This window comes from Komagataeibacter xylinus NBRC 15237, assembly GCF_001571345.1.
Classification (GTDB): Bacteria; Pseudomonadota; Alphaproteobacteria; order Acetobacterales; family Acetobacteraceae; genus Komagataeibacter; species Komagataeibacter xylinus.
Genome location: NZ_BCTP01000039.1, coordinates 1 through 19,191, shown reverse-complemented (window position 1 = coordinate 19,191; position 19,191 = coordinate 1). Strand labels below are relative to the sequence as shown.

Sequence of the window (19,191 nt, the reverse complement as noted above, 5' to 3'; positions counted from 1 at the left end):
TTGTCACGTTCCGAGGGGGGACCAGAGCGCGATCGCGCGCTGGATCATGAGTGAGACGCTGTCTGCATGCAGCGTTGTGCCCAGAATACCGCCCATCATGGCGATATTGATGGCTGCATTCATGGTCTCGCCGTCCCGACATTCCGTGATGATGCCATCGCTCATCTCGCGGCGTGTCAGGCTGCGGGTGAACGTGGGAAAAGTCAGGGTGGGGGGGCGGATCTCCGTCTGGCTGATCCGCGAGCCTGAAGGCGGACGCAGGTCGTCCAGCAGGAACTCGATGGGCTCCTCGCCAGTTGCCATGTCGCAATACACGGTCGGGTCCATGAGTTTTTCGATGGCGAGCCCGAATTGCAACGTGGTCTTTCCGGAACCGGTTGCCCCACCAAACAGGACCATGCCGCTTTTGAGCCTGTTCGTGTCCCGGATTTCCTGCTCGACCATCTGCTGGTCAAGGCTTGCGGGGCGGGCGGGGATCGGACGCATGATGATGTGGACGCCGCTGCCCCGCTTGACCGAAATGGGCGAAAGATTGATCCGGAAACGCAGATTGACCTTGCGGTCCAGTGCCACGCTATAGGCTGTATCGAGGATATGGCCGACACCAAGCATGGCCATCCCGTCAGAGGCATAGACATGGCCGACGATATCCGCCAGCGCGAGGGAGTCCGTCGCTTTGCATGTGGCATAGCGGATCACGCCGTGCACCTTGATCGTGACCGGATGGCCGGTCTTGATGTCGATGCGCGAGGCACCGAGGCCGTGCGCCCAGCGAAGGAGGGAGTCCAGCCCCGGCGCGTTACGCCGTCGTTCCTCGACCCAGGCAAACGCTTTCCTGCCTTCATCCGGCCAGCGTTCGTCGGTCGTGACGGGGATCGTCATGTTCATCGGCAGTGCTCCGGATAACCGTAATCGCTTCCGCGCCGGACGTGGCCCTGAAGCCCCGGCTGGCTCGCGATCCGGATCGTGCGGTCATTGAGGTGGAGGGTGTCTCCCCCTCCCACGGCGTCCTGGTGCTCGAACACGACGCGCGGTTCTTCGACACGCCCGGCGTTCAGCAGCACCCGGTAGCGAGCCATGCCGGTAATGTCGCGCTGCAGGCGCGACAGATCGGAGAGGAAGATCTCGGTTGCCTGCTTCTCTCCGTCTGCCCAGCCTTCGGCCACCCACTGGTTCCAGTGTGACACTTCCGCCTTTGTGCGAGGCAGGGCCGCCGCTACCGGGTGATGCGGTTTGCCCCATGTCCGGACGAGATACGTGCGCCAGTCCGGGGGCGCGGATGTCAGTTGTGCCTCCCGGGTGATCTCGAAAACACATTCTGTCTCGTGTGCCACCTGGCCGGTGTCATTGAGCGCAAAGGCCATCTGCGCCTCGGTGACGATGGGGGGCTGCATGAGGGTCTGGCCACTCCCGATCGGAAGCACGATCGACCGGAAATCATAAGTGGCGTCGAGTGTCTCCTCATGGCGCCGCAGCATCTCGTTGATGGCGAATGCCCGGGCGGCCAGACCGCCCTGCGCGCCGTAAATATGCGCGGCTTCCCGAAGCTGGGTGCTTCGACCGGGTTTCAGATCATCGCCTGGCTCGTCATTGGGGCGGGTGTTCTGAAGGGCCTCAAGAGAGGGTGGCGCTTCGCCGCCAACCACCTCGTCGAGCGTTGAGGCCCCTGTCACCGGCTTATTGATGGGATTGGCAAGGGCGGGGTCAGCCCCGTCTACCTGATCCGCACCCGGCTGGGGCGGCTGTGGCTCCGGGACCAATGTGCCGCTGCGGGCCGATGGCGGGGATGGAGACGATGTCGGTAGCCGGACGTGCTGCCCCTCCTCAATGACAACCTTCCCCGTGGAGACAGACGCCGCATGGGTCGGGCTGCCTGCGGCCGTCACGACGATGGCCGAAGATAGAAAGAGCGCCATCTTACGCATGCCAGGCCACAGTTATCGCGTGGTGAAGCGGGTCTACCGAGACCATGGCCTGATCTCCGGCCTGATCGCCCAATGTCCGAAGGATATCCACCACGGCGGCAACGCTGTTGGTCGCGACGCGCATTGCTCGGGGATGGCCGGTGACAGTCACGCTATAGCCAATCTCCTGGCCGAGTTTTGCGACGGCCTTGCCCAGCGGGCCGTCCCACACGAACCAGATCCGGCGGGTCAGGTCATCGGGGAGCGGGGGTTGGTTGGTAGATGCAACGACCGGAGACGGGCGGATGCTGCCAAGTTCCCGAAGATCAGTCGTGGTCTCTGCTATTGACCGCTGCAAGGCCAGTTCAGGATTGGCCATGCCGGTCGTCGCAATGGGAGAAGGTGACGACAGGCTCTGCGCACAGGCGTTGAGCGCCATGGGCAAAAGAAAAATGAGCAGAGAATGTTTCATGAGCTTCTCCGGATAATGGGAGAAGCTTCGAAGATCATCTTGCGACTGCTGCAGCAAAAACTGGCTGCGTCGCTTTTTATTTCATGCAGGTTTTGAGAGCAGATTTGGGTCTTCTTTGGAATTTGCTTTCGTCAAATTGACCCGCAGGGCCATGGCAGGCGCTTCGTAAGACTTGATACATCCTAATTATTCCCTATTATGGGATTCATTGGAGGCGCACATGATAGAAATCCAGCCCGTTACCCTACGCGAAGCGCAGTTTCTGATCGGGATGTCGGAAAAGGACATCAACCGGGCGATTGATCGTGGGGAAGTAGAGAAGATCAGCGAGCCGGAAGAGGACATGCCGGTTCACGGTGTGGGGAAGGGGCGTAGGCGGGTACGAAAGATCGGGCTCTCGGAGTTGTTGTTTCTGGCGCTTGAAAAGCAGATGCATGCGGATCTAACTCCGACGGGGCGCCGGAAGTTGTATCAGGCCTTCAAAAAAAATGAAGCGAAAGCCAGAACCGTAAGCTTTGGTCCTTTTAAAGCCAATATTACCGAAATTCAGCGTAATTTTCTATCCAAATACAAGAAACTCCTCGACGCCAAGAAAAATATATTGGAGGAGGATGGGACTGATCCTGTTATCAAGGGAACGGATATATCTGCTTATCGTGTTGCTGCCCTCGTACAGGGACAGACAATCAAGGAGATCAAAGCGGACTATCCGACCCTGACCGAGGAACAGATTGAATCTGCTATTGCGTACACGGAGGCTTATCCTAAACCTGGGCGTCCATATCCGGTCCGTAGTTTCCGGCGGGCGGCTGGTGCGTTGGCGGAGATGGGTATTTTTGATGCCATAGAGACTGGAGCTGAATCGGCAAAAGAATGATATTACTTCCCAGTGATCTGGACACCGATGGTCTCGGCTAACTCGACTAGAGCCGCATAAGTGTCTTCATTTTCCACGATATCGACCGAAGGTGCAATGCTGCTCAATGGATCTGGTGGCAAGCGATCTCCAAATAGGATGATAGCGCGCGCACGGTCGTCCTGACGCGACACCCACTCTAAACCTTGAACGTCTGGGCACTGAGCGTGAATGGCTTCGGCCCACTTGCGCGTTTGAGGATATATATCCTTATCAGTCTCAATGAGATCAACACGTGGAATACCGAGCTTGCGCAAGGCTGTGCTGCTAAGATCTGCAAGCGTGAGGTCAGTCGAGGACTGAAGTTGTGAATATTGATGGTTCTTTAGCTTTCGCTTTGCAACGGTCTTCAGTCCTGGCTCATGGGGAACATCATGGAAGACGGTCTCCATGGCTGCACATTCTAACGTCGTGCCGCCATAAATGGTCGGAATGGATATACCATTTGCATCAATGATCGGGCTAAATCGGGCGTTTCCTCGGGGACCAGGATTGAACGTATTTGCTCCGTAAGTCTCAGGATGGATGCGGTGGATTGTCTTGTCTGCCGACCAAATCGTTTTTTTTACGAGAGCATTAAGGTCTGGAGGGGGACGCGGGATTGTGCGGGACGTTGCTGTGACGGCGACAGGCGGGGTCGACGGTGACTCTGTCGTCTTCGGTTTTGCGCGAGATGTGGATATCTTCGTTGTGCCGGAATGTGCGGTGCTACGAGACTTTGGCTGAGTTGGCCGCCTCGGTTTAACCATGGAGCACACCTGCGATTTCGTCTTCTGCAGCCGCTAAGACGCGCTCTGGCGCACTTTTAAGTAAATCCTTAGGAGCCGTGCCGCCAAGAAAGCTGTTTGCTGACGCAAACCAGATTGCAATGTCCCATGCATCCAGTTTGCCTTTGAACACCTTTAGAATTGGGACAAGTCCCTTGATTGGGCGGTATTGCATGTCGCGGTCGAGTGCATACGCCGGATACAGATCATTCCCGTCATGTCGCAAAGCAAAAACTTTTCCTTCGCGTTTCCACTTGTTTGGCTGGGCGCTGGCATTTTGGCCTTTGAAACCTGCAATTTCAGATAGTTGAACAGCGCTGATCCACTCTGCGCTCTCAAGAACCGTTTGCCGAGCATCTGCGTTCATGCGTGCCTCAGTAATGAGGTGCTCGGGAGGAGACGCAGCCGGAACAAGTGCATCAACAAGCTTCTTGAGGGTCGCTGTTTTATGAATGGCAAGCCGATCAATGATCAGGGGAGCAATAAGCCGAACGGCCTCTGCAAATGCCGATGCGGTGCTTTTATTGGCATGTGCAAGTTGAAAAACAACGAATTGATTGTTGTCTGTATCCTGCAGACTGTCGCGAATTTCACGAACAGAGCCAGTTATCGGCTTAATGCCGGTGTTCGTGATTTCTCGATTTGGGACTGCGACCATGATTCCCTCCTGGGATATGATGGATAGATATATATATAGATATCCTACCTAGTCAATGATGGTGCGTGGCGGTGATCGTTCCGCGACGGGTGATGCAGCAGGCGAGGCCTAACACCACTTGTGAGGTGGCGAGTTCGAAGTCGATTGAGGCACGCGTAAGGGCTTCGGGCAATATGGGAACGAACGGGGCCTGGGGCAGCATTGAAGGCAAATTTGGTGCCTTGAAGACCGATGCTGCGCCGGGAGCAGGGTGGCGGATCTGCGCTCTTTTTTATACGCACCTGCACTATGGTGGGGAGTGCGGACACAGTTTTCTACGCGAGGAGCCGACTGCTGGTAGGAACGGTGCCGTAAAAGGCGGGTGCCAGAGTTCGCAGAAGGTCACATATGACGGTATAAGGCGTGTTGTATGTCAAATATGAATTATAGTCATGGGCTCACCCAAATCTCACTTGGCTCTTGAACAACTTGGCCATGACCTTCGTGGCGCGCGCCTTCGGCGCGGCATGGCGATAGCCGATCTGGCCGTTCGTACCGGCACGTCAGCAAGTTCTGTCGCGCGCCTGGAAAAGGGAGATTCCGGTGTTGGGATCGGCACTCTGGCCGACGTGCTTGGTCTTCTGGACCGGCTGGCCGACCTGATTGATATCCGCAAGGACGATCTGGGACTGGCGTTGGCTGCTGAACGTCAGCCTCGTCGAGGCCGAACTTCCGCGACCACGTTACGCAGGCAGCAGGACAAGGATAAGGCCGCGCATGGGAGAACGGATGTTATTGATCTGGACGGTGCTTCGTTCTGATGCCTGATTTCAGCGCCCATGTCGTTCTTGGCGACAGCCTGACTCCCGTGGGTCAACTGCGTTTCACGCAGGCAGGTCCGCGGCAGTTTTCGACCTTCACCTATGATCCGGCCTGGGTCGAGAATTCTCGGGCCTTTGCCATCCAGCCAACCTTTCCCCTTGGCTCTGGGCCGTTTCATGCGGCTGGCCAGCCAGGGAACGTGCGCGATGCCCTCGCGGGTGTCTTTGCTGATGCCGCGCCCGACAGTTGGGGGCGCAGGCTTCTCGAGCGTGCCTACGGCAATGGGCTTTCCGAGTTTGAATATCTCACACTGTCGGATGACGTATGTCGGCAGGGTGCGCTTCGTTTCGCCGATGATAACGGAGAAATCATTCGTCGCGGCGCCGATGACACCATACCGCGTCTGGTCGATCTTGCCGCTATTACGGCTATTGCGCGGGCATATGAACAGGGCAAGGACGTATCCGCAAGGGATATGCAGGCGCTTGCTGGTGCGGGTGGGGCGCGACCGAAGGCCAATGTTCGGGACGGCGATGTGCTCTGGCTTGCAAAATTTACCTCGGTTCACGACCAGTGGCCAATAGAACGTATTGAAGTTGCCACGCTTCGTCTTGCAAGGGCATGCGGAATCCGGACGCCAGAGGTCAGGCTGGAACTGGCTGAAACGCCGTTTCCTGTGGCTCTGATCCAGCGGTTTGATCGGCGTGGGCCTGGCCGGATTCCTTATATTTCGGCGAGGACTGCTCTGGGGAAAACCGGAACGGAACTTGGTTCCTATACGGAGATTGTCGATTTTATCCGGACCTATGCCGCCGATCCCCAGGCAGAGTTCCGCGAACTCTTCCTGCGTCTGGTTTATACCATTCTCGTGTCAAATAAGGACGATCATCTGAAAAATCATGGATTTCTCTATGTGGGCGCTGGACACTGGCGGTTATCCCCCGTTTTCGATGTGAATCCAGCACCCGACCGTAACCCGCATCTGGAAACGGCGATACTGGAGGGCGGTCCGCATGATCGGTCCATCCGTCTGGCACTGGAGGCGTGTGAATTCTTCGAAATTACCCCTGCTGAGGCCCGGCAGATGATCCGCGTGACAGCGCGGCGAATTTCGGATGAGTGGAGACCTGTTCTGCGAGAGGTTGGTGTTTCCGGGGCGATGGCGCGTCATTATGAGGCCGCCTTCATAAACGATCAGATCGGGATCGCGCTAACGATCTGATAATCAGATATGACTGATAATATCGTTTAGTATGCCATATACGACGCATAAATTTGTAGAATCTATCCTGCCAGACGCCGCCGCGCGATTGATCGAACAGCATGGTCAACATCATTGTGTCCGCAATGATCAGGCTGTGAGGACGTCAGGAGAATATCGGTCACTTTCTACCCAGTGGTAAATTCGAGTTCCGATTGTTCATCAATGGCGCGCAGGGTCTCGTACAGTCCTGCAGCCACGCCTCTGCCGCCTACGATCTCGTCCGCCAGTTCGTCCAGAACGCCGGCAAATGCTTCATCGGTCGCGAGACCAAAAACATTCATGCGTTCGCTTTTTCTGCGTTCGATCTCGCTGTTTGCTGTTCCCGAGGGAAAGACGGTGGCAAGCATCCGCAGGGCCCGGGCAAAGTGGATCCGTTTGTAAAGGCGCGAACGGAGCGCCGTGTCGCCAGGCGTCGTCGAAAAAGACCAGAGTTCGATTGGCCCCAGGACGTTCACCAGAAGCTGTTCATACTTTGCTTCTCCGGCCGACATGTCCACGAAGAACGGCGCACCATTCTTTCCCGGACCCGGCAGTGCGTTGCGGATCACATAGGCGCTGGCATCGGACAGCTTGAAGCGTCGGATAAGGCTGTCTGCCGTCTCCTGATCACCGCATTTGAGGACCCATCGGGCGGTTGATATCTTGTAAAGGTCCTCGCTGAAGTCGGTATGGTTCTGTGAAATGAAGGCGAGCTGGACGTTGTGCTTGCGCCCCTCGCGGCCGTCGCGGACAGCCTGCTTGTCTACCTGGGGCGCTGGTTCGGTACGGTGCCACTCGTCGAAGTCGACACGTTTCGTCGTTTCGTACATCTCCGTGAAACGGGCGAGATGATAGTCCCGCATGGATGGGGGCATATGCGGGTCGTCCGCATAATCGGGATGCAGAAAGAAATTCCGGGCCAGGATATGGCGGCCAAGCATATACATGAGTGCTGTCTGGCGGTTGGCTGCGGGAGAGCCGGAAGGTGCCACCTCGGCAAGATCGAGAACGATCACGCGCGCATCCCCCATATCCAGCTTTGTCGGGGACGCCAGCATGGGAAAATTTTTGATCACGTTCATGATGTAGCGATCAAACGTGTCGATCAGGCTTTCACCAGTTTCCAGGGTGATCTTGGAATAGCGTTTTTCGATTTCCGGACTGCGGGCCGCAATCAGCAGATCCTGCAGGACCGGTATGGCATGACGCTGGGCAAAACCTGCGAGGCGGTACTCCCTGAGACTGACAAGGGCATCGACGACATCCCGCCACCATGTCGGATCGTCCTCTTCCGCATGGTGGGGCAGGCTTATGCCCAGCGATGTTATTGCGGCATCGACATCCGGCTCGATCCTTGGCGTGTAGATTTTAGGCGTGCCCCCCTGCACCCCGGTGCAGAGGCGGTAGGCTTCATCAATCACGTCCTCTACGAGATGGTCCATGCCCTCCCACGGCCTGCCATCCAGCGGCGTGGCAAGGAGCGAGATGAAATTCTGCAGGAAGACGCGCTCGAGTGGCAGGGGATATTCCAGCCCGACCTGGGTATCGAAGACATTGACCTCGAAGCCCGGGATTGCCTGCATCTTGACGTAAACCGCCTCGTGCTGGCGTTCTGGCCCAAGCGCGTTGCGCAGCATCTCGATCAGTCCGCGCGAAGACGGTCCGATGTCGAGCTTGCCGATATAGGGGAGCTTGGTGCCGTGGCTGCTGATCGCGGCGCTGCTGAGGATCAAGCCCAGCAGAATGGTATTGGCCAGAACGGATTTTCCGCCGCCAGGCGGGGCTACGATAATGTCTACGACGGATGGGCGTAGCCCGCCCCCGGTCGGATCGTAAGGCCAGATTGAACCATCGGGCTTGCGGAAGAGGATGGATCCTTTCTGCCACGGTGACGCACTGCGTGCCCACGGCATCATGGAGAACGCGTCACCGACAAGGGCGAGCGATGAGGTCGCAGTCGAACCGAGCGCCAGGGCAGGGACAGAACCCATGGCCGCTTCCAGAGGATCGCCGGAAATCCGCGTTGTCTTGCTGTTGCCCCATGCATCAATCGCCTGGGAGAGGTCCGACGCCTGCCGTCGCAGCTTCGCCTCTGCTCCGACCGGAGCCCAGGTTGTGGCGGTCATGCGCATCCGCACGGAATTATGGTTGTTTTTCTGGCGCTCCAGCTTGAGTGCGGCAAACGCCCGTCGAATGTCGCTATTTCCGGGGAACATCGCCAGAAACCCGGCTCCGGCTTCCTTGAAGCCGAAGGCGGCGCGGCCACCGCCCTCCAGGATCATGGCGCTGCGCCATGGCAGTCTCTTGCGGCCAAGCACGCTGGAGAGTTCGGAGAACGGGCGCGGATCCTCTGGGCCAATCGTCATGTCGACCGGGGCGTATGTATAATCCCCCACGGTCACGAGCTGTCCGCCTTTCGTTTCGGCGTCGGCATTGAAGATCTGGTCCCGGATCGCCGGCCAGAGCAGGCCCTGCGGATGTGGCTGCGGGTCATCCAGATCGTCGGGAAGCCGTGGCATGACCCGGTCACCCAGCAGGGTCGGTTTCCAGACGGAGCCCGCCGTTTCACGGTAGGTTGCCTCGCGCGCGACCTGCAATGCCTGATGTGGACCGAGAAATTCGCAGGAAATATCGACCCCCTGCAAGGCCGCCTGAACGCGCGAAATGAACGATTCATGGCGGGCCGCCATGATATCGGAGCGCAGGGCAAAACGTTGGGTATTGCCCACGCGGGGAAACTGGGAGGCAAGGGTCCTGCGCTCCTCTGCCACCTGTTTGCGGTCCTCACGTGTCAGCACGCTGGGCCGGGTCCACAGGACGTAACAGGTGGCCTCCCAGCGCATGACGTTTGGCCAGCGCCGGCGCCTCTCTTCAATGACGTCCGAAAGGTCCGCTCCGATCTGTCGGGCTATGGACCGGCAGCCATTGAGGCTCAGGCGGTCAATCTCGATACCCGAGCGCTCGGGATCGGAAATATACCATCCCACAATGGCATGGCCACGTTCTTCAAGGAGACCCTGCAATTCTATACGCTGCTGCTCGGCGAGCGCTTCCACTTCCTGCCGCGTGCACATGCGACGCAGGCCATTGATGCGCAGTACGGAGACATATTCACCGCGTTTGGTGATGAGATGGTCCCCGTGCGTACTTTCCACATCGCAGAATGAGGCAAGGGGCTGGCGTAGCCCGAGGCTGATGCCGGCCAGCAGACTGGAAAGAATGCCGCCCATTGATATGATCCTGTCATGTCATGACCGGTTGGGGATCGGCATCAAGCCATTCCCTGACAAGCGCCGGGTAGATGTCGGTGGGTCCGTTATGGAGACGGCCCAGGGGGAGGAGCCGGATGCCGTCCATCAGGGCGGTCGCGCTTTCATTGATCTGCGGGTCTGCCCGGTTCGCCATCAGCAGGGCAGTCGCCAGCAGCCGGGGTGACGTCGTCTCCAGCCGCCGCCGGGCTTCGGCAGTTCGCGCGTGCAGAGCGCGGAGCACAGCGAGAGCGCTTTTGCATTGCGCAGGCATCATCGCGGTATCCGCCCCTGACGCGATCGCGTCCATTGCACGATGCCAGACGATATCTTGTCCGTTTGGCCCATTGCCGAGCGTCTGCATGAGGGTCTGATGCGCGCAGCGGGTCAGGGTCATGATGCGGGTCTGCGGCAGTTTCGGCCACCATATCAGGACGGCTTCGCGTTCAATGGCCGGACGGGTCGGATCCTGCAGGATGTTGCATAAGGCGCAGACAGGCCCGGGTCCGTCACCATGCCATGGAAACCTGCGACCAGGCGTTATCAGGCCGCAGCAGGCACATGTGAAAAGGCCCGGCTCACCCATCTCCCTGGCGCCTGGCGCTGACGGATCCCATGGGCGCGGCAGCAGCCGGAAAGACTGTGTGAGACGGGCCATTGCGATCGGGTTCCTAGCCGCCGCTCGTGAATTGATAGGCCTGAGCCTGCGTACCAACGGTTGCCGAGCCACCGGACGCGGTGTTGGCAGCCTTGTTGATCCACTGCGGACCCGTTGCGAAAAGACCGCACAGCACGATGCCGGCGATTGCCATACCGACCTTTCCGGGCGAACGGTTCTGTTCGTTGCGGCTCTGCCAGGCCGCCCATACGCCGCCGATGAAGCAGATGAAGGCAGCAACATACATGCAGGCGGCAGCAACAAAGCCGCCTGCGGTCAATCCTTCCTGGGCGGTAGCCTGCATCTGCGCTCCGATACCGTTCGCGCTACCGGTTGCGGACTGGGCCAGCGCGTGGCTGGCAATGAGGATCGGGACGGACAAGGTGCCGAGTGCCGTGACGGCGCACTGTCTGTATCCGGCCCGTTGGGTCACCAGACGCGTCAGTCGCGCCGCGCTGGGGGTGCTTGTGCGAGAGAGGTTCATGGTCAAGGGCTCCGTTAAAGAGGGAGGCATGTCCCTCGGAGGAGTCTTCGGCCAGTAACATGCGACTGCGAATGTTTTTTCCGAAAAAATCTATCTTGTCGAACGGTACACTATGACTTTGGTATAAAAATCCAGGACATATATCTTGATCCGGAACTGATCGGACCTTTAGTAATAACAAAATACTTATTGTTTAATTTATGAAAAACATGAACAGAAAACGAAAGTAAGCGAGCAGATTTTAGGTATTACCGTGAATACGCCCTTATTTCTGCATGGACCTCAAATTTTATGGGTCTGTTATCCTAATCATAAACAGGTATCATACGATCAACCATTGATTGGAACGGACGATAAACTCTCAATTATCCTTGATAGGCATTTTAGAAATACCATAACCAAGAACGCCAATGATGATTGGCATGCCAATGAAGGCGAAGAACTGCATAAAGGTCATTCTCGAAGCCCTCCTAAAACGGCTTGTGCCCGTTGAGGGAGAAAATACGCCATTCCCAGCCAGAAAGCGACTCCCAAGATAACGATATGAGCAGGAATGCGGTTGGCTGTCAGATTAAAAAATGACGCAGCCAAGGGAGATAGAACACCTAGCGAAAGGCAAGATCCTGCAGCGGTATTCAGCAGGTTTGCCCGCAGCTTGGTCCGTTCGCTATGAACAGGATTACCCATCCCAGCCATCGCGTTCGGCGGCTTCAAGTTCCCTTGCGATCAGGCGGTGGATTGCTCCAGCACGGTTAATGCCCTGGCGCACGGCCATATGTGGCCATCTCTCCAGATGGGGCGCGCCCCGCTTTTTCGGGTTATTATTTCCCAATTTTATCATGTTTATCGGTTATCAAAAAAATGCGCAGGAAGAAAGTGTCGAACCTTGGCCAATCTCAGCGCTACGGGTTGGGTCATGATTTTAGCCGGACGTTGTCCAGTGGCTCAGGATCCAGGTTGCTTCCTTGACGGGGTTAAGGAGGATTACCCCGAAAACGAACTGGATGAGGCAACTGAGTTTTGAGCGGTTTGTTTTTCCGGTCGCCGACGCGTTCCACGCAACGACCGCCATGAACGCCGCCCAGGCGCCGAACATTTCGAAGAACAGGGCGAAATCACTGACGATTGACAGGATGGCATCCTCTGGGCCCGTCCCGGAAATGACGCTTCCGGTCGCGGCATCCGTATAGCCGGTGACAGAAGCTCCCAGCGAAACCTGCGTATCGAGACCGGCAGAGGTGGTGGACTTGGTGAGTATCCTGTCAAAGGTGGCAAAGACGCCAGAGAGGACAATCCCGATCCAGGGCACCCAGGGGCGCCCGACGAACGGGTTCTGGGGCTGGCGCTGCTGCCATAATCCCCATGCCCCGGTCAGGAAGGCAATCCACGCTGCAATATAGCAGGCCATTGGCAGCAGCCAGGCCATGGCGAGAGCGAGATCGTTGACGAGGTTGACCAGACCTTGCACGTCGATGTGTCCTTGCCTTACTGGATGATGCCGCGTTCAGCCTGGATCACCCACATCGTGCCGCGTTGAGAGATGGCGCGCACACGACCATATCCGCGGAGATCGGTGCCGATTTCGATTTCGGACTGCGGCGGTTGCCCGGCCGGCGCAGCGTCGTCCTGCACCATGGCAAGCTGGGGAGATGCGGCAAGTATCCGGTAGTGCGGCGTCCATGTCGGGGGCGGAGCAGGAGGCATCTGGCGCATTTTCGCTGTCCGGGACGCTGGAGATTGCGGCGGCGTTGGCGCCGGCTGCGGCTCGGCCGCCGCGGCTTCCAGGGCTGCCCGTGCCTTGTCGGCCGCAGCGCGTGTGGCGGCCGGTCCATCTGACGGGGGCGCTTCGGCGTCGGCCACGGCTCGTTTCGCTTCGAGGAGCGACATCCGGCGGTTGAGATCCGAAGCCTTTGCCGTATCTGCGATACGCAGTCGGTCAAGATCCTGCCGGAGTGCTGCGATCTCGCTACGGGTCCGCTGCACCAATGCTGCTTCTTCCGTCACAAGCTTCAGCACCTGCAACTGGTCATCCGATGTCATGGGAGCCGCTTGCAGGCGGGTCGCTTTCTGGACCGCATCGTCCGTCGGAACAGCGTTTTCGATGCCGATATCGTGTCTCTGCGCAAGCGTGTTCTCGGTCGGCATAGTTGCCGGTGTTGGGACGGCGGGATGGGGCGGCTTTTTCATAGCAAGGAGTGCCTTGAGATCCTCATCTGTAGCCGAGACCTGAGGTGCCGGGGGTGATGGCAATGATGTAGGTGAGTGCCCCGGCGCTGGAGACGCTTTGGGGCCTGATGATAGCGGGGCGGAAATCATTCCGACTTCCTGGCCCACGGGAGACGCCTGCTTCTTTGCTATGCCCATCACGAGGAAGAGGGAAAGCAGACTGCCGACGGCAGTACCCGCGATCATGACCTGCCTGCGACGCGGAAGCGCCCTGAAAAGGGCCATTGCATGTGGAACGGGTCGGTTCCTGTCAGGCGCTGCTGTCACAGGTTGCGGGTGAGGGGAGGGAGGCTCGGCAATTATGTCCGCCTCGGGCGAAGGGTCAGGCTCGGGCGTCGTGGCCAGCTTGCGGAACGGCACAGGTTCAATGCCGCGATCCGCGCTGAACGGATCCCGGGACGTCGTTGCGGTTGCGGCTGAGGTCATGGTGAATGCTGCCTTCTGGTAGAGAGTGCAGAATTCGCCGATATCATGCGACCGGTGCGCGAAACTTACTTCTTCATGACGACGTCCGACATGAAGATCACGCCAACACTGACCTGAGCGGCAAGGTTTACGCGCGGCTGGGTCGGCATCTGCTGCATGAGCGCGCTATTGACCTGCGAGGCCGCTGCACCGGCCGCCACGCCCAGTTGTTGCGGGAAATTCAGTGACTGGACGTAGTTGACGTTGCCGAGGGCTCCGATCGAACCGGTTGTGTTCGACGTCATTTCGATCGCCTGCCCGAGACCCTGGACAAAGGCGGCAGCGGCGGGAAGAACAAAGCGCTCAACGTATAGCTGGTCAACGCTTGAGGCCACCGCAGCTTCCATGGTGTCCGGTGCAACCACCATACCTTCGACCTGGATCGGGGTCGGATCATTCTTATGGAAGACCTGATCAACGCGGACAACCAGCCGGTTCAGATGTCCCCCGGCCCTTCTGACGGATGCTTTCATCCTGTCGCCAGCGAGTGGACCTGAATCAGCCTCCAGGATGATTTCTCCCCCGAGATCGCTGTTGGTTGCTGAAACCGTATGGGCGTAAATCCCCCGTCCGGCAGGAACAAGGACGCGGGAGAGGACCGTCTGGGAATTTGCTGTCGCCGCCGAAGTTATTGAAGGGGAGACCACCGGTTTTTTTGTCTGCTCCCGGCCTGTTTGCATCTTTTCATACAGGACATTTGTGACAGGAAAGCGTCCATCAAGACGGCCCGCGAGATCCATGATCGCATGTCTGTATGCGGTGATGGCGTCCTTCTGGAGCTGCGGGTCACGTGGCATGGCGGCGCGGAAGGCTGCATCCGTTTGCACTGGTACGACGGGAACGCTTGGCACGACCTCAGGCGCATGCGGGGCTGGCGCCGCGGCGGCCCTGGCCATCGCCGGGTTGACGTCCGCCCCGACCTCCTGGGCGACTGCGGGCGGGGGAGGCTTGTCGTTGGGATGGGTGGGCGTGCCCGGTGCAATATCGGGTGAATACGATTGTCCCGCAGTCTGTGCCCGGTCTGCCTCGTCGCGGATCTGATCTTCGCGGAGTTCCTGCTGGCGCGGATTGGAATTCAGGCCGCCGGGCAGGGGGTTGGCGGCGGGCGGCCTGCCGGGGTCCGAGCGTGGAAGCTCCTTACGGTGGATGGTGGAGATGAGTAGCGTGACGCCAAGAACGGTGCCGATACTCCCAAGGATTGCGAGCAGACGCCGGTTTCCGCCCCGCGACGCATCACTGAACAGCTGGTTGAATCTGGGTTTCATCACTGTGCGTCCCTGATATGGGCCGAGACCGTCCGTCCCGCGTCGGAGAGAAGGACAACGGGAGACTCATGGAAGGCATAGAGCGTGTATCCCCCTTCACCGTGCTCCATGCTGTCCGATGAAGGCGTCATGAGGTGAAGGCGCGTGCGAAGATAGACCTCGTTTCCAATCCGCCATGCGCGCACGTCATCGGGTGAAATACCCTCGACGGCCAGCGGAATGGCTGACGCTGGTGGGATGCCGCTTAGCATGGCGTTCATGTAGGGCTCGCCTGTCGCAGGCACTCCGGGGCGGCTGTCGACCGGCTCCCGGGCATTGGGTCCTCCCTCGGACATGCGAACGGTCAGGTTGTCATCGTAGGATCCACGTCCCGCGATCAACAGGAAGGAGACCGGCTTTGGCGCGTTCTGAAGCGTTACGAGCAGTCCACCTCTGGGCTGGAGCGACATCGGTTCGATATTGATGGTATTGGAACCCTTGAAGGGGACGCAGGTATAGAAACCTGTTGTCTCAACCGCAGGATTCCCGGCTGATGCGCCGCTTTTGCCGGAAGCACAGTTCGTGCTGCCGTCCGGGTTGGCGGAATTGCCAGATGTATTCCATGCGATCGGCCAGGGCTGTCCCGTGCTGTCCACGAAGGACAATGCGGTCGGATAGCCTTTTGTCGTAAAGATCAGGCTTGTCTGCTGACCAGGCGCAAAGGAGACACGGATCGCCGGGCGCGCATTAGGGGTCGCGAATTCCGTGCCGACCTGCTCCGTGGCACGACGCACGTCCTTCAGGCGTTCCCCCAGCCGAAGGATTTCTTCGGGCGTGAAAGGAATGGCCTCATGCTCGGCTTCATCTTCGGCTGCCTGATCCTGATCGTCTGCAGGTGTCGTTGCCGCAGGCCCGGGCTGTGATGGCTGCTGTGCGAGTGCCGCAAGTGGCAGGATGAACAGGGTCAGCGGAAAGAGAGAAAGAATTCGCACGGCTGTCACTCCCTCCCCGACGAGACGACAAGCTGTTCGATGGCCAGTCCATCCGGGTGATCCAGGTCCTCCACGCGATCAATCGTCACGGTTGCCATCAGCATTTGCGTATTCTGCTGGTTGACGTTTTCGCAGGTCTGGATGAAAGGAAACTGTATTACGTAGCGCGAGTGTCCCTGTACGACTGTCTCGGCGCGTACGGTCGCTGCCCGTGTCGGCTGCGCGTAACAGAGCAGTTTTGCATCCCTGAGTTTCGCCAGATTCCCCTGCGTAATGAAAGACTTTGCAAAGGTGTTCCATCCGTTGAGCGTGTAGTGAGCACCAGCAGTGTTCATCTGGGTTGGAAAATCACGATAGTTGATGTTGTAGGGTGCGATCGCCCATTTGACGGCCCAGCCGAGAAGCTGGTCCTGGCCAAGTACCGGACTGGTGAGCGCCACGGCCGGTCGGGGAGCATTCTGGCCGTCAACGTAGAAATAGAGGGGTGTGGGTGGGTGTGCACGGATATAGGCGTCGTGTGCCGCGAACACGATGACCACGCCCGCCAGTGCGATGTTGAGCAGCAGCGACCTATCGACAACGATCCCCTGAAAGTCTGGGTCGGTAAGCCGCCTGGTTACTGCGGAATTAAACAGCCGCATGGCGCGCCTCCCTTACGGGGGCATGAAAAAAGGTGATCATCACTCTACTCTCATTTCCCGACGGTGATGAGAGCAGGCTGGAAGTCTATCTTGCGACCAGCACGTTTTTTCTTTGACGGTTTGCGCTACTACTCAGGCGGCAATGCCATGCGTGGCGGCAATGCTGCGGCGGTATCGTCTGCTTACCCGGTCACCGCCCTTGCGGGTGGTCCAGAAGAAGCATCCGCTCTTGCAGAGGCATTCGCGTCGGACGTAGTGGTGTTCGCCGATATAATGTTCGGCCCTCGCGAGAATGAACCAGGGCACTTTGGTGCCGCGTCGTGGCGGAAGCTGCTCCCAGCAGCTTTGGGATTTCAGCGCGCTTTCCGAAATAAGAAAGTCCCGTGCAATTTCACGCGGGTTCTGAAATGCAAAATGGCGGTAGGCGATTTCAATGTTGGCGGCCTCGTGCCACCGCACCTTGTCTCCGCCCTTATGTCCTGTGAGGGTCAGCCTGCTGAGGCTGTTCCTGACAAGCCATGTCCGTCCCCGTCGGGCTTCGGGTGGAAGCAGCGAAGCCTGTTCCCATGTGAGGACAACTGCGGGATCTGCGGGAATAGCGCTCCGCTTTTCGGCAAGTATGGTCTCCGCCTGTATTTTTGAGAGTCTGATGCGCGGTGGCAGGCCAAGCTGCTTTCTTTTCGCACGTACGCTCCCGGCCGAGCGGCCAAGCATCTCGGCTATGTCGGCGGTTTTATCACCACAGAGCCAGCGTTGGCCGAGAATGAGCAGCTGAGTCCTTGTCCATGCTCCCCTGCGTGCAGGCGCTTCATAAAAAACATTCTGGGGTCGGTCGGCCCATTGCGCGACTGACTCCTTCACCTCCTGCACTGTCAGGGTGAGCATTGTCGCCACAAGGACCTCGTCGCGCAGCTTGGCATAAAGGGCGCGTGTCATTTCTGGCGTGGGATAGGTCTGAAGCCATGTAAACAGACCGTGTTTTATGACCTGGCCGAACGATGCTGACTTCATGGCGGTATGCCCTCGTCATCGCGTTTTCGGGATAGGCTGCGTGTTTTGGGAATAATATCTCTTAAGCGTTATATAACCGTCAAGAAATAAATAGCGCAGAACGCGCTAATATGATTCCAGACGCGGTTTCCGGTCCGCGTTGGTGATCCGCCGGGCCACATCACCTGGAATGGACAGCCCAAGGCATATGGCCTGCCATAAGAAAGGAGACCTCTTTCCTGACAGTCTCCATACCTTCATCACCCGGTCAGTGGCTTGCGATATCGTCGAGGTGACCAATAATGGACTCGAGATCAGCGAGGGCTTCGAGTTGTGATTGCGCGGACATTGCCCACGCGGTCATGTCCAGGGAACGCAAAAGGTCTGCGTCGTCATGTATTCCCGGGATCAGGTAATAAACGGAGACGGCCAGTCCTTCGACGATGCGATAAACTGTTTCAAGGCTCGGATTTCTGAGCCCTGCTTCGATCAGGCTCAGGCTGGTCAGGGAAACGTGTGATTTATGGGCGATCTGGCTCGCTGTTGCCCCCTGAAGCGTCCTGAATATCTGAATCCTGCGGCCAAATATCTCAAGGAGGTCCTGCCGTTCCCCCGAGGTGAAGGCGACACTGTGTGAATAATGATCGATCGGCAATCTGGCCGGTATTTCCGGCAGGTTAAACGTCTTTGAAATATTTCCAATAATGTCGCGTAATTTCTGGATTGCCAGATTGTAGTCCGAACACTGCTTCATGGTCTTTTTCAGCTGCGTGGCGGATGCCACGAGATCCAGATGGGCAAACCATGTACCTTCCGGTGCGCCTTGCGGAAGAATATCGCGCGGATCTATCTTAAATACCCGTAGCAGCGCCGATAATGTTTCCAGGGAAACCGGACGACCTGCTTCGATGCTCCGTATGACCGATACATTCAACCGTGCCAGTTTGGCGAGGTGTACCTGCGTCCAGTCAAGCGCAGTTCGCCTGTCATAAGAGCCCGATCCGAAAGTTTTTCAAGCTTGATAATGCCTTGCTGTCCGTCGTGTGAGCATGCGGATCGAGGCGATCAATGTCCATGCGGTTGAGGAAGCAATGGACTTTTCCCAATCTTTGGCGAGCCGCCTGCACCGTCCCAGCCAGGCGAATGTCCGTTCAACCACCCAGCGGCGCGGCAGGATCTGAAAGCCCTTCGCCGTATCGGACCGCCTGATGATTTCGATCGTCCATTTTCCCATGGAGGCGAGCGCGGATCGCAATTTGTCGCCAGCATAGCCGCCATCAGCGAAGATGTGGCGCAGCCAGGGAAAGCGCCTGCGTATTGCCGCCAGGACATCAACCGCCCCATCACGGTCCTGGATGTCGGCGGCATGAACGAGGAGAAAGATCAGGAAGCCGCAGGTATCAGTCACGATATGGCGCTTGCGGCCCTTGACCTTCTTGCCCGCGTCATAGCCCGAAAGCCCGCCGCTTTCCGTAGTTTTCC

Annotated in this window: 18 protein-coding genes and 2 pseudogenes; 3 read left to right on the top strand and 17 right to left on the bottom strand. The window is 58.2% G+C overall.

The window, feature by feature from the left end; translation table 11 throughout:
- Positions 1-3: 3 nt before the first annotated feature.
- Genes GXY01S_RS12945 through GXY01S_RS12935 form a run of 3 tightly spaced genes read right to left on the bottom strand, consistent with a single transcriptional unit; the run spans position 4 to position 2,376 of the window.
- The gene (locus tag GXY01S_RS12945) at positions 4-888 is read right to left on the bottom strand and encodes an ATPase, T2SS/T4P/T4SS family (protein ID WP_255210441.1); all 885 of its coding nucleotides are present in this window, start codon (positions 886-888) and stop codon (positions 4-6) included.
- The gene (locus tag GXY01S_RS12940; protein ID WP_110570431.1) at positions 885-1,925 is read right to left on the bottom strand and encodes a type IV secretory system conjugative DNA transfer family protein; all 1,041 of its coding nucleotides are present in this window, start codon (positions 1,923-1,925) and stop codon (positions 885-887) included. Before GXY01S_RS12940 ends, GXY01S_RS12945 begins: the two co-directional genes overlap by 4 nt.
- Positions 1,918-2,376, bottom strand: coding sequence for a DotD/TraH family lipoprotein (locus GXY01S_RS12935; RefSeq protein ID WP_025440151.1), 459 nt, complete (start codon positions 2,374-2,376; stop codon positions 1,918-1,920). Before GXY01S_RS12935 ends, GXY01S_RS12940 begins: the two co-directional genes overlap by 8 nt.
- A 220-nt stretch (positions 2,377-2,596) precedes the next feature.
- Between GXY01S_RS12935 and GXY01S_RS12930 the strand changes: the two genes are divergently transcribed.
- The gene (locus GXY01S_RS12930; protein ID WP_061275720.1) at positions 2,597-3,253 is read left to right on the top strand and encodes a DUF433 domain-containing protein; all 657 of its coding nucleotides are present in this window, start codon (positions 2,597-2,599) and stop codon (positions 3,251-3,253) included.
- A 2-nt stretch (positions 3,254-3,255) separates the two neighbouring features.
- Here GXY01S_RS12930 and GXY01S_RS12925 read toward each other — a convergent pair whose 3' ends face one another.
- Positions 3,256-4,041, bottom strand: a complete 786-nt coding sequence (locus tag GXY01S_RS12925; RefSeq protein WP_223846567.1) for an RES family NAD+ phosphorylase — start codon at positions 4,039-4,041, stop codon at positions 3,256-3,258.
- Complete coding sequence (locus GXY01S_RS12915; protein ID WP_019091453.1) at positions 4,034-4,717, bottom strand: hypothetical protein; 684 nt, start codon at positions 4,715-4,717, stop codon at positions 4,034-4,036. The genes GXY01S_RS12925 and GXY01S_RS12915 overlap by 8 nt, the downstream gene beginning before the upstream one ends.
- Before the next feature lie 431 nt (positions 4,718-5,148).
- Here GXY01S_RS12915 and GXY01S_RS12910 point away from each other — a divergent pair, with 431 nt between their 5' ends.
- Together GXY01S_RS12910 and GXY01S_RS12905 are read left to right on the top strand one after the other, a co-directional pair.
- Positions 5,149-5,517, top strand: a complete 369-nt coding sequence (locus GXY01S_RS12910) for a helix-turn-helix domain-containing protein (protein WP_048883855.1) — start codon at positions 5,149-5,151, stop codon at positions 5,515-5,517.
- Positions 5,517-6,740 (top strand): type II toxin-antitoxin system HipA family toxin, encoded by a 1,224-nt coding sequence (locus tag GXY01S_RS12905; RefSeq protein ID WP_061275708.1) that lies wholly within the window; start codon positions 5,517-5,519, stop codon positions 6,738-6,740. Before GXY01S_RS12910 ends, GXY01S_RS12905 begins: the two co-directional genes overlap by 1 nt.
- Before the next feature lie 167 nt (positions 6,741-6,907).
- On the opposite strand, the gene GXY01S_RS12900 is transcribed toward GXY01S_RS12905, so the two are convergent.
- From GXY01S_RS12900 to GXY01S_RS12850, 12 genes and pseudogenes are all read right to left on the bottom strand, one after another.
- Positions 6,908-9,991, bottom strand: a complete 3,084-nt coding sequence (locus GXY01S_RS12900) for a secretion protein (protein ID WP_061275706.1) — start codon at positions 9,989-9,991, stop codon at positions 6,908-6,910.
- A gap of 13 nt (positions 9,992-10,004) precedes the next feature.
- Positions 10,005-10,406, bottom strand: a complete 402-nt coding sequence (locus GXY01S_RS19015; protein WP_235450581.1) for a hypothetical protein — start codon at positions 10,404-10,406, stop codon at positions 10,005-10,007.
- Between the two features lie 274 nt (positions 10,407-10,680).
- Positions 10,681-11,151 carry a hypothetical protein gene (locus GXY01S_RS12890; RefSeq protein ID WP_034926661.1) on the bottom strand — a complete coding sequence of 157 codons (471 nt, stop codon included), beginning with the start codon at positions 11,149-11,151 and terminating at the stop codon, positions 10,681-10,683.
- Positions 11,152-12,073: 922 nt separating this feature from the next.
- A complete protein-coding gene (locus tag GXY01S_RS12885; protein ID WP_010515535.1) occupies positions 12,074-12,619 on the bottom strand; it encodes a hypothetical protein in 546 nt (181 codons plus the stop codon).
- Between the two features lie 17 nt (positions 12,620-12,636).
- Positions 12,637-13,338 carry a hypothetical protein gene (locus GXY01S_RS12880; protein WP_255210440.1) on the bottom strand — a complete coding sequence of 234 codons (702 nt, stop codon included), beginning with the start codon at positions 13,336-13,338 and terminating at the stop codon, positions 12,637-12,639.
- Between the two features lie 530 nt (positions 13,339-13,868).
- Positions 13,869-15,107: a DotG/IcmE/VirB10 family protein gene (locus GXY01S_RS12875; protein ID WP_061275700.1), complete on the bottom strand. Its 1,239-nt coding sequence runs from the start codon at positions 15,105-15,107 to the stop codon at positions 13,869-13,871.
- Complete coding sequence (locus GXY01S_RS12870; protein WP_019086213.1) at positions 15,107-16,087, bottom strand: DotH/IcmK family type IV secretion protein; 981 nt, start codon at positions 16,085-16,087, stop codon at positions 15,107-15,109. Before GXY01S_RS12870 ends, GXY01S_RS12875 begins: the two co-directional genes overlap by 1 nt.
- On the bottom strand, positions 16,084-16,719 hold the full coding sequence (locus GXY01S_RS12865; RefSeq protein WP_010515538.1) for a DotI/IcmL/TraM family protein: 636 nt from the start codon (positions 16,717-16,719) through the stop codon (positions 16,084-16,086). The genes GXY01S_RS12870 and GXY01S_RS12865 overlap by 4 nt, the downstream gene beginning before the upstream one ends.
- Before the next feature lie 132 nt (positions 16,720-16,851).
- Positions 16,852-17,730 (bottom strand): hypothetical protein, encoded by an 879-nt coding sequence (locus GXY01S_RS12860; RefSeq protein ID WP_174520968.1) that lies wholly within the window; start codon positions 17,728-17,730, stop codon positions 16,852-16,854.
- 247 nt (positions 17,731-17,977) lie between these two features.
- Positions 17,978-18,502, bottom strand: a complete 525-nt coding sequence (locus GXY01S_RS12855) for a helix-turn-helix domain-containing protein (protein WP_370664438.1) — start codon at positions 18,500-18,502, stop codon at positions 17,978-17,980.
- Between the two features lie 54 nt (positions 18,503-18,556).
- A pseudogene (locus GXY01S_RS19010) lies at positions 18,557-18,682 on the bottom strand (helix-turn-helix domain-containing protein); the annotation flags it as partial.
- 39 nt (positions 18,683-18,721) lie between these two features.
- Positions 18,722-19,191 (bottom strand): annotated as a pseudogene (locus GXY01S_RS12850) (IS5-like element ISGdi1 family transposase); the annotation flags it as partial.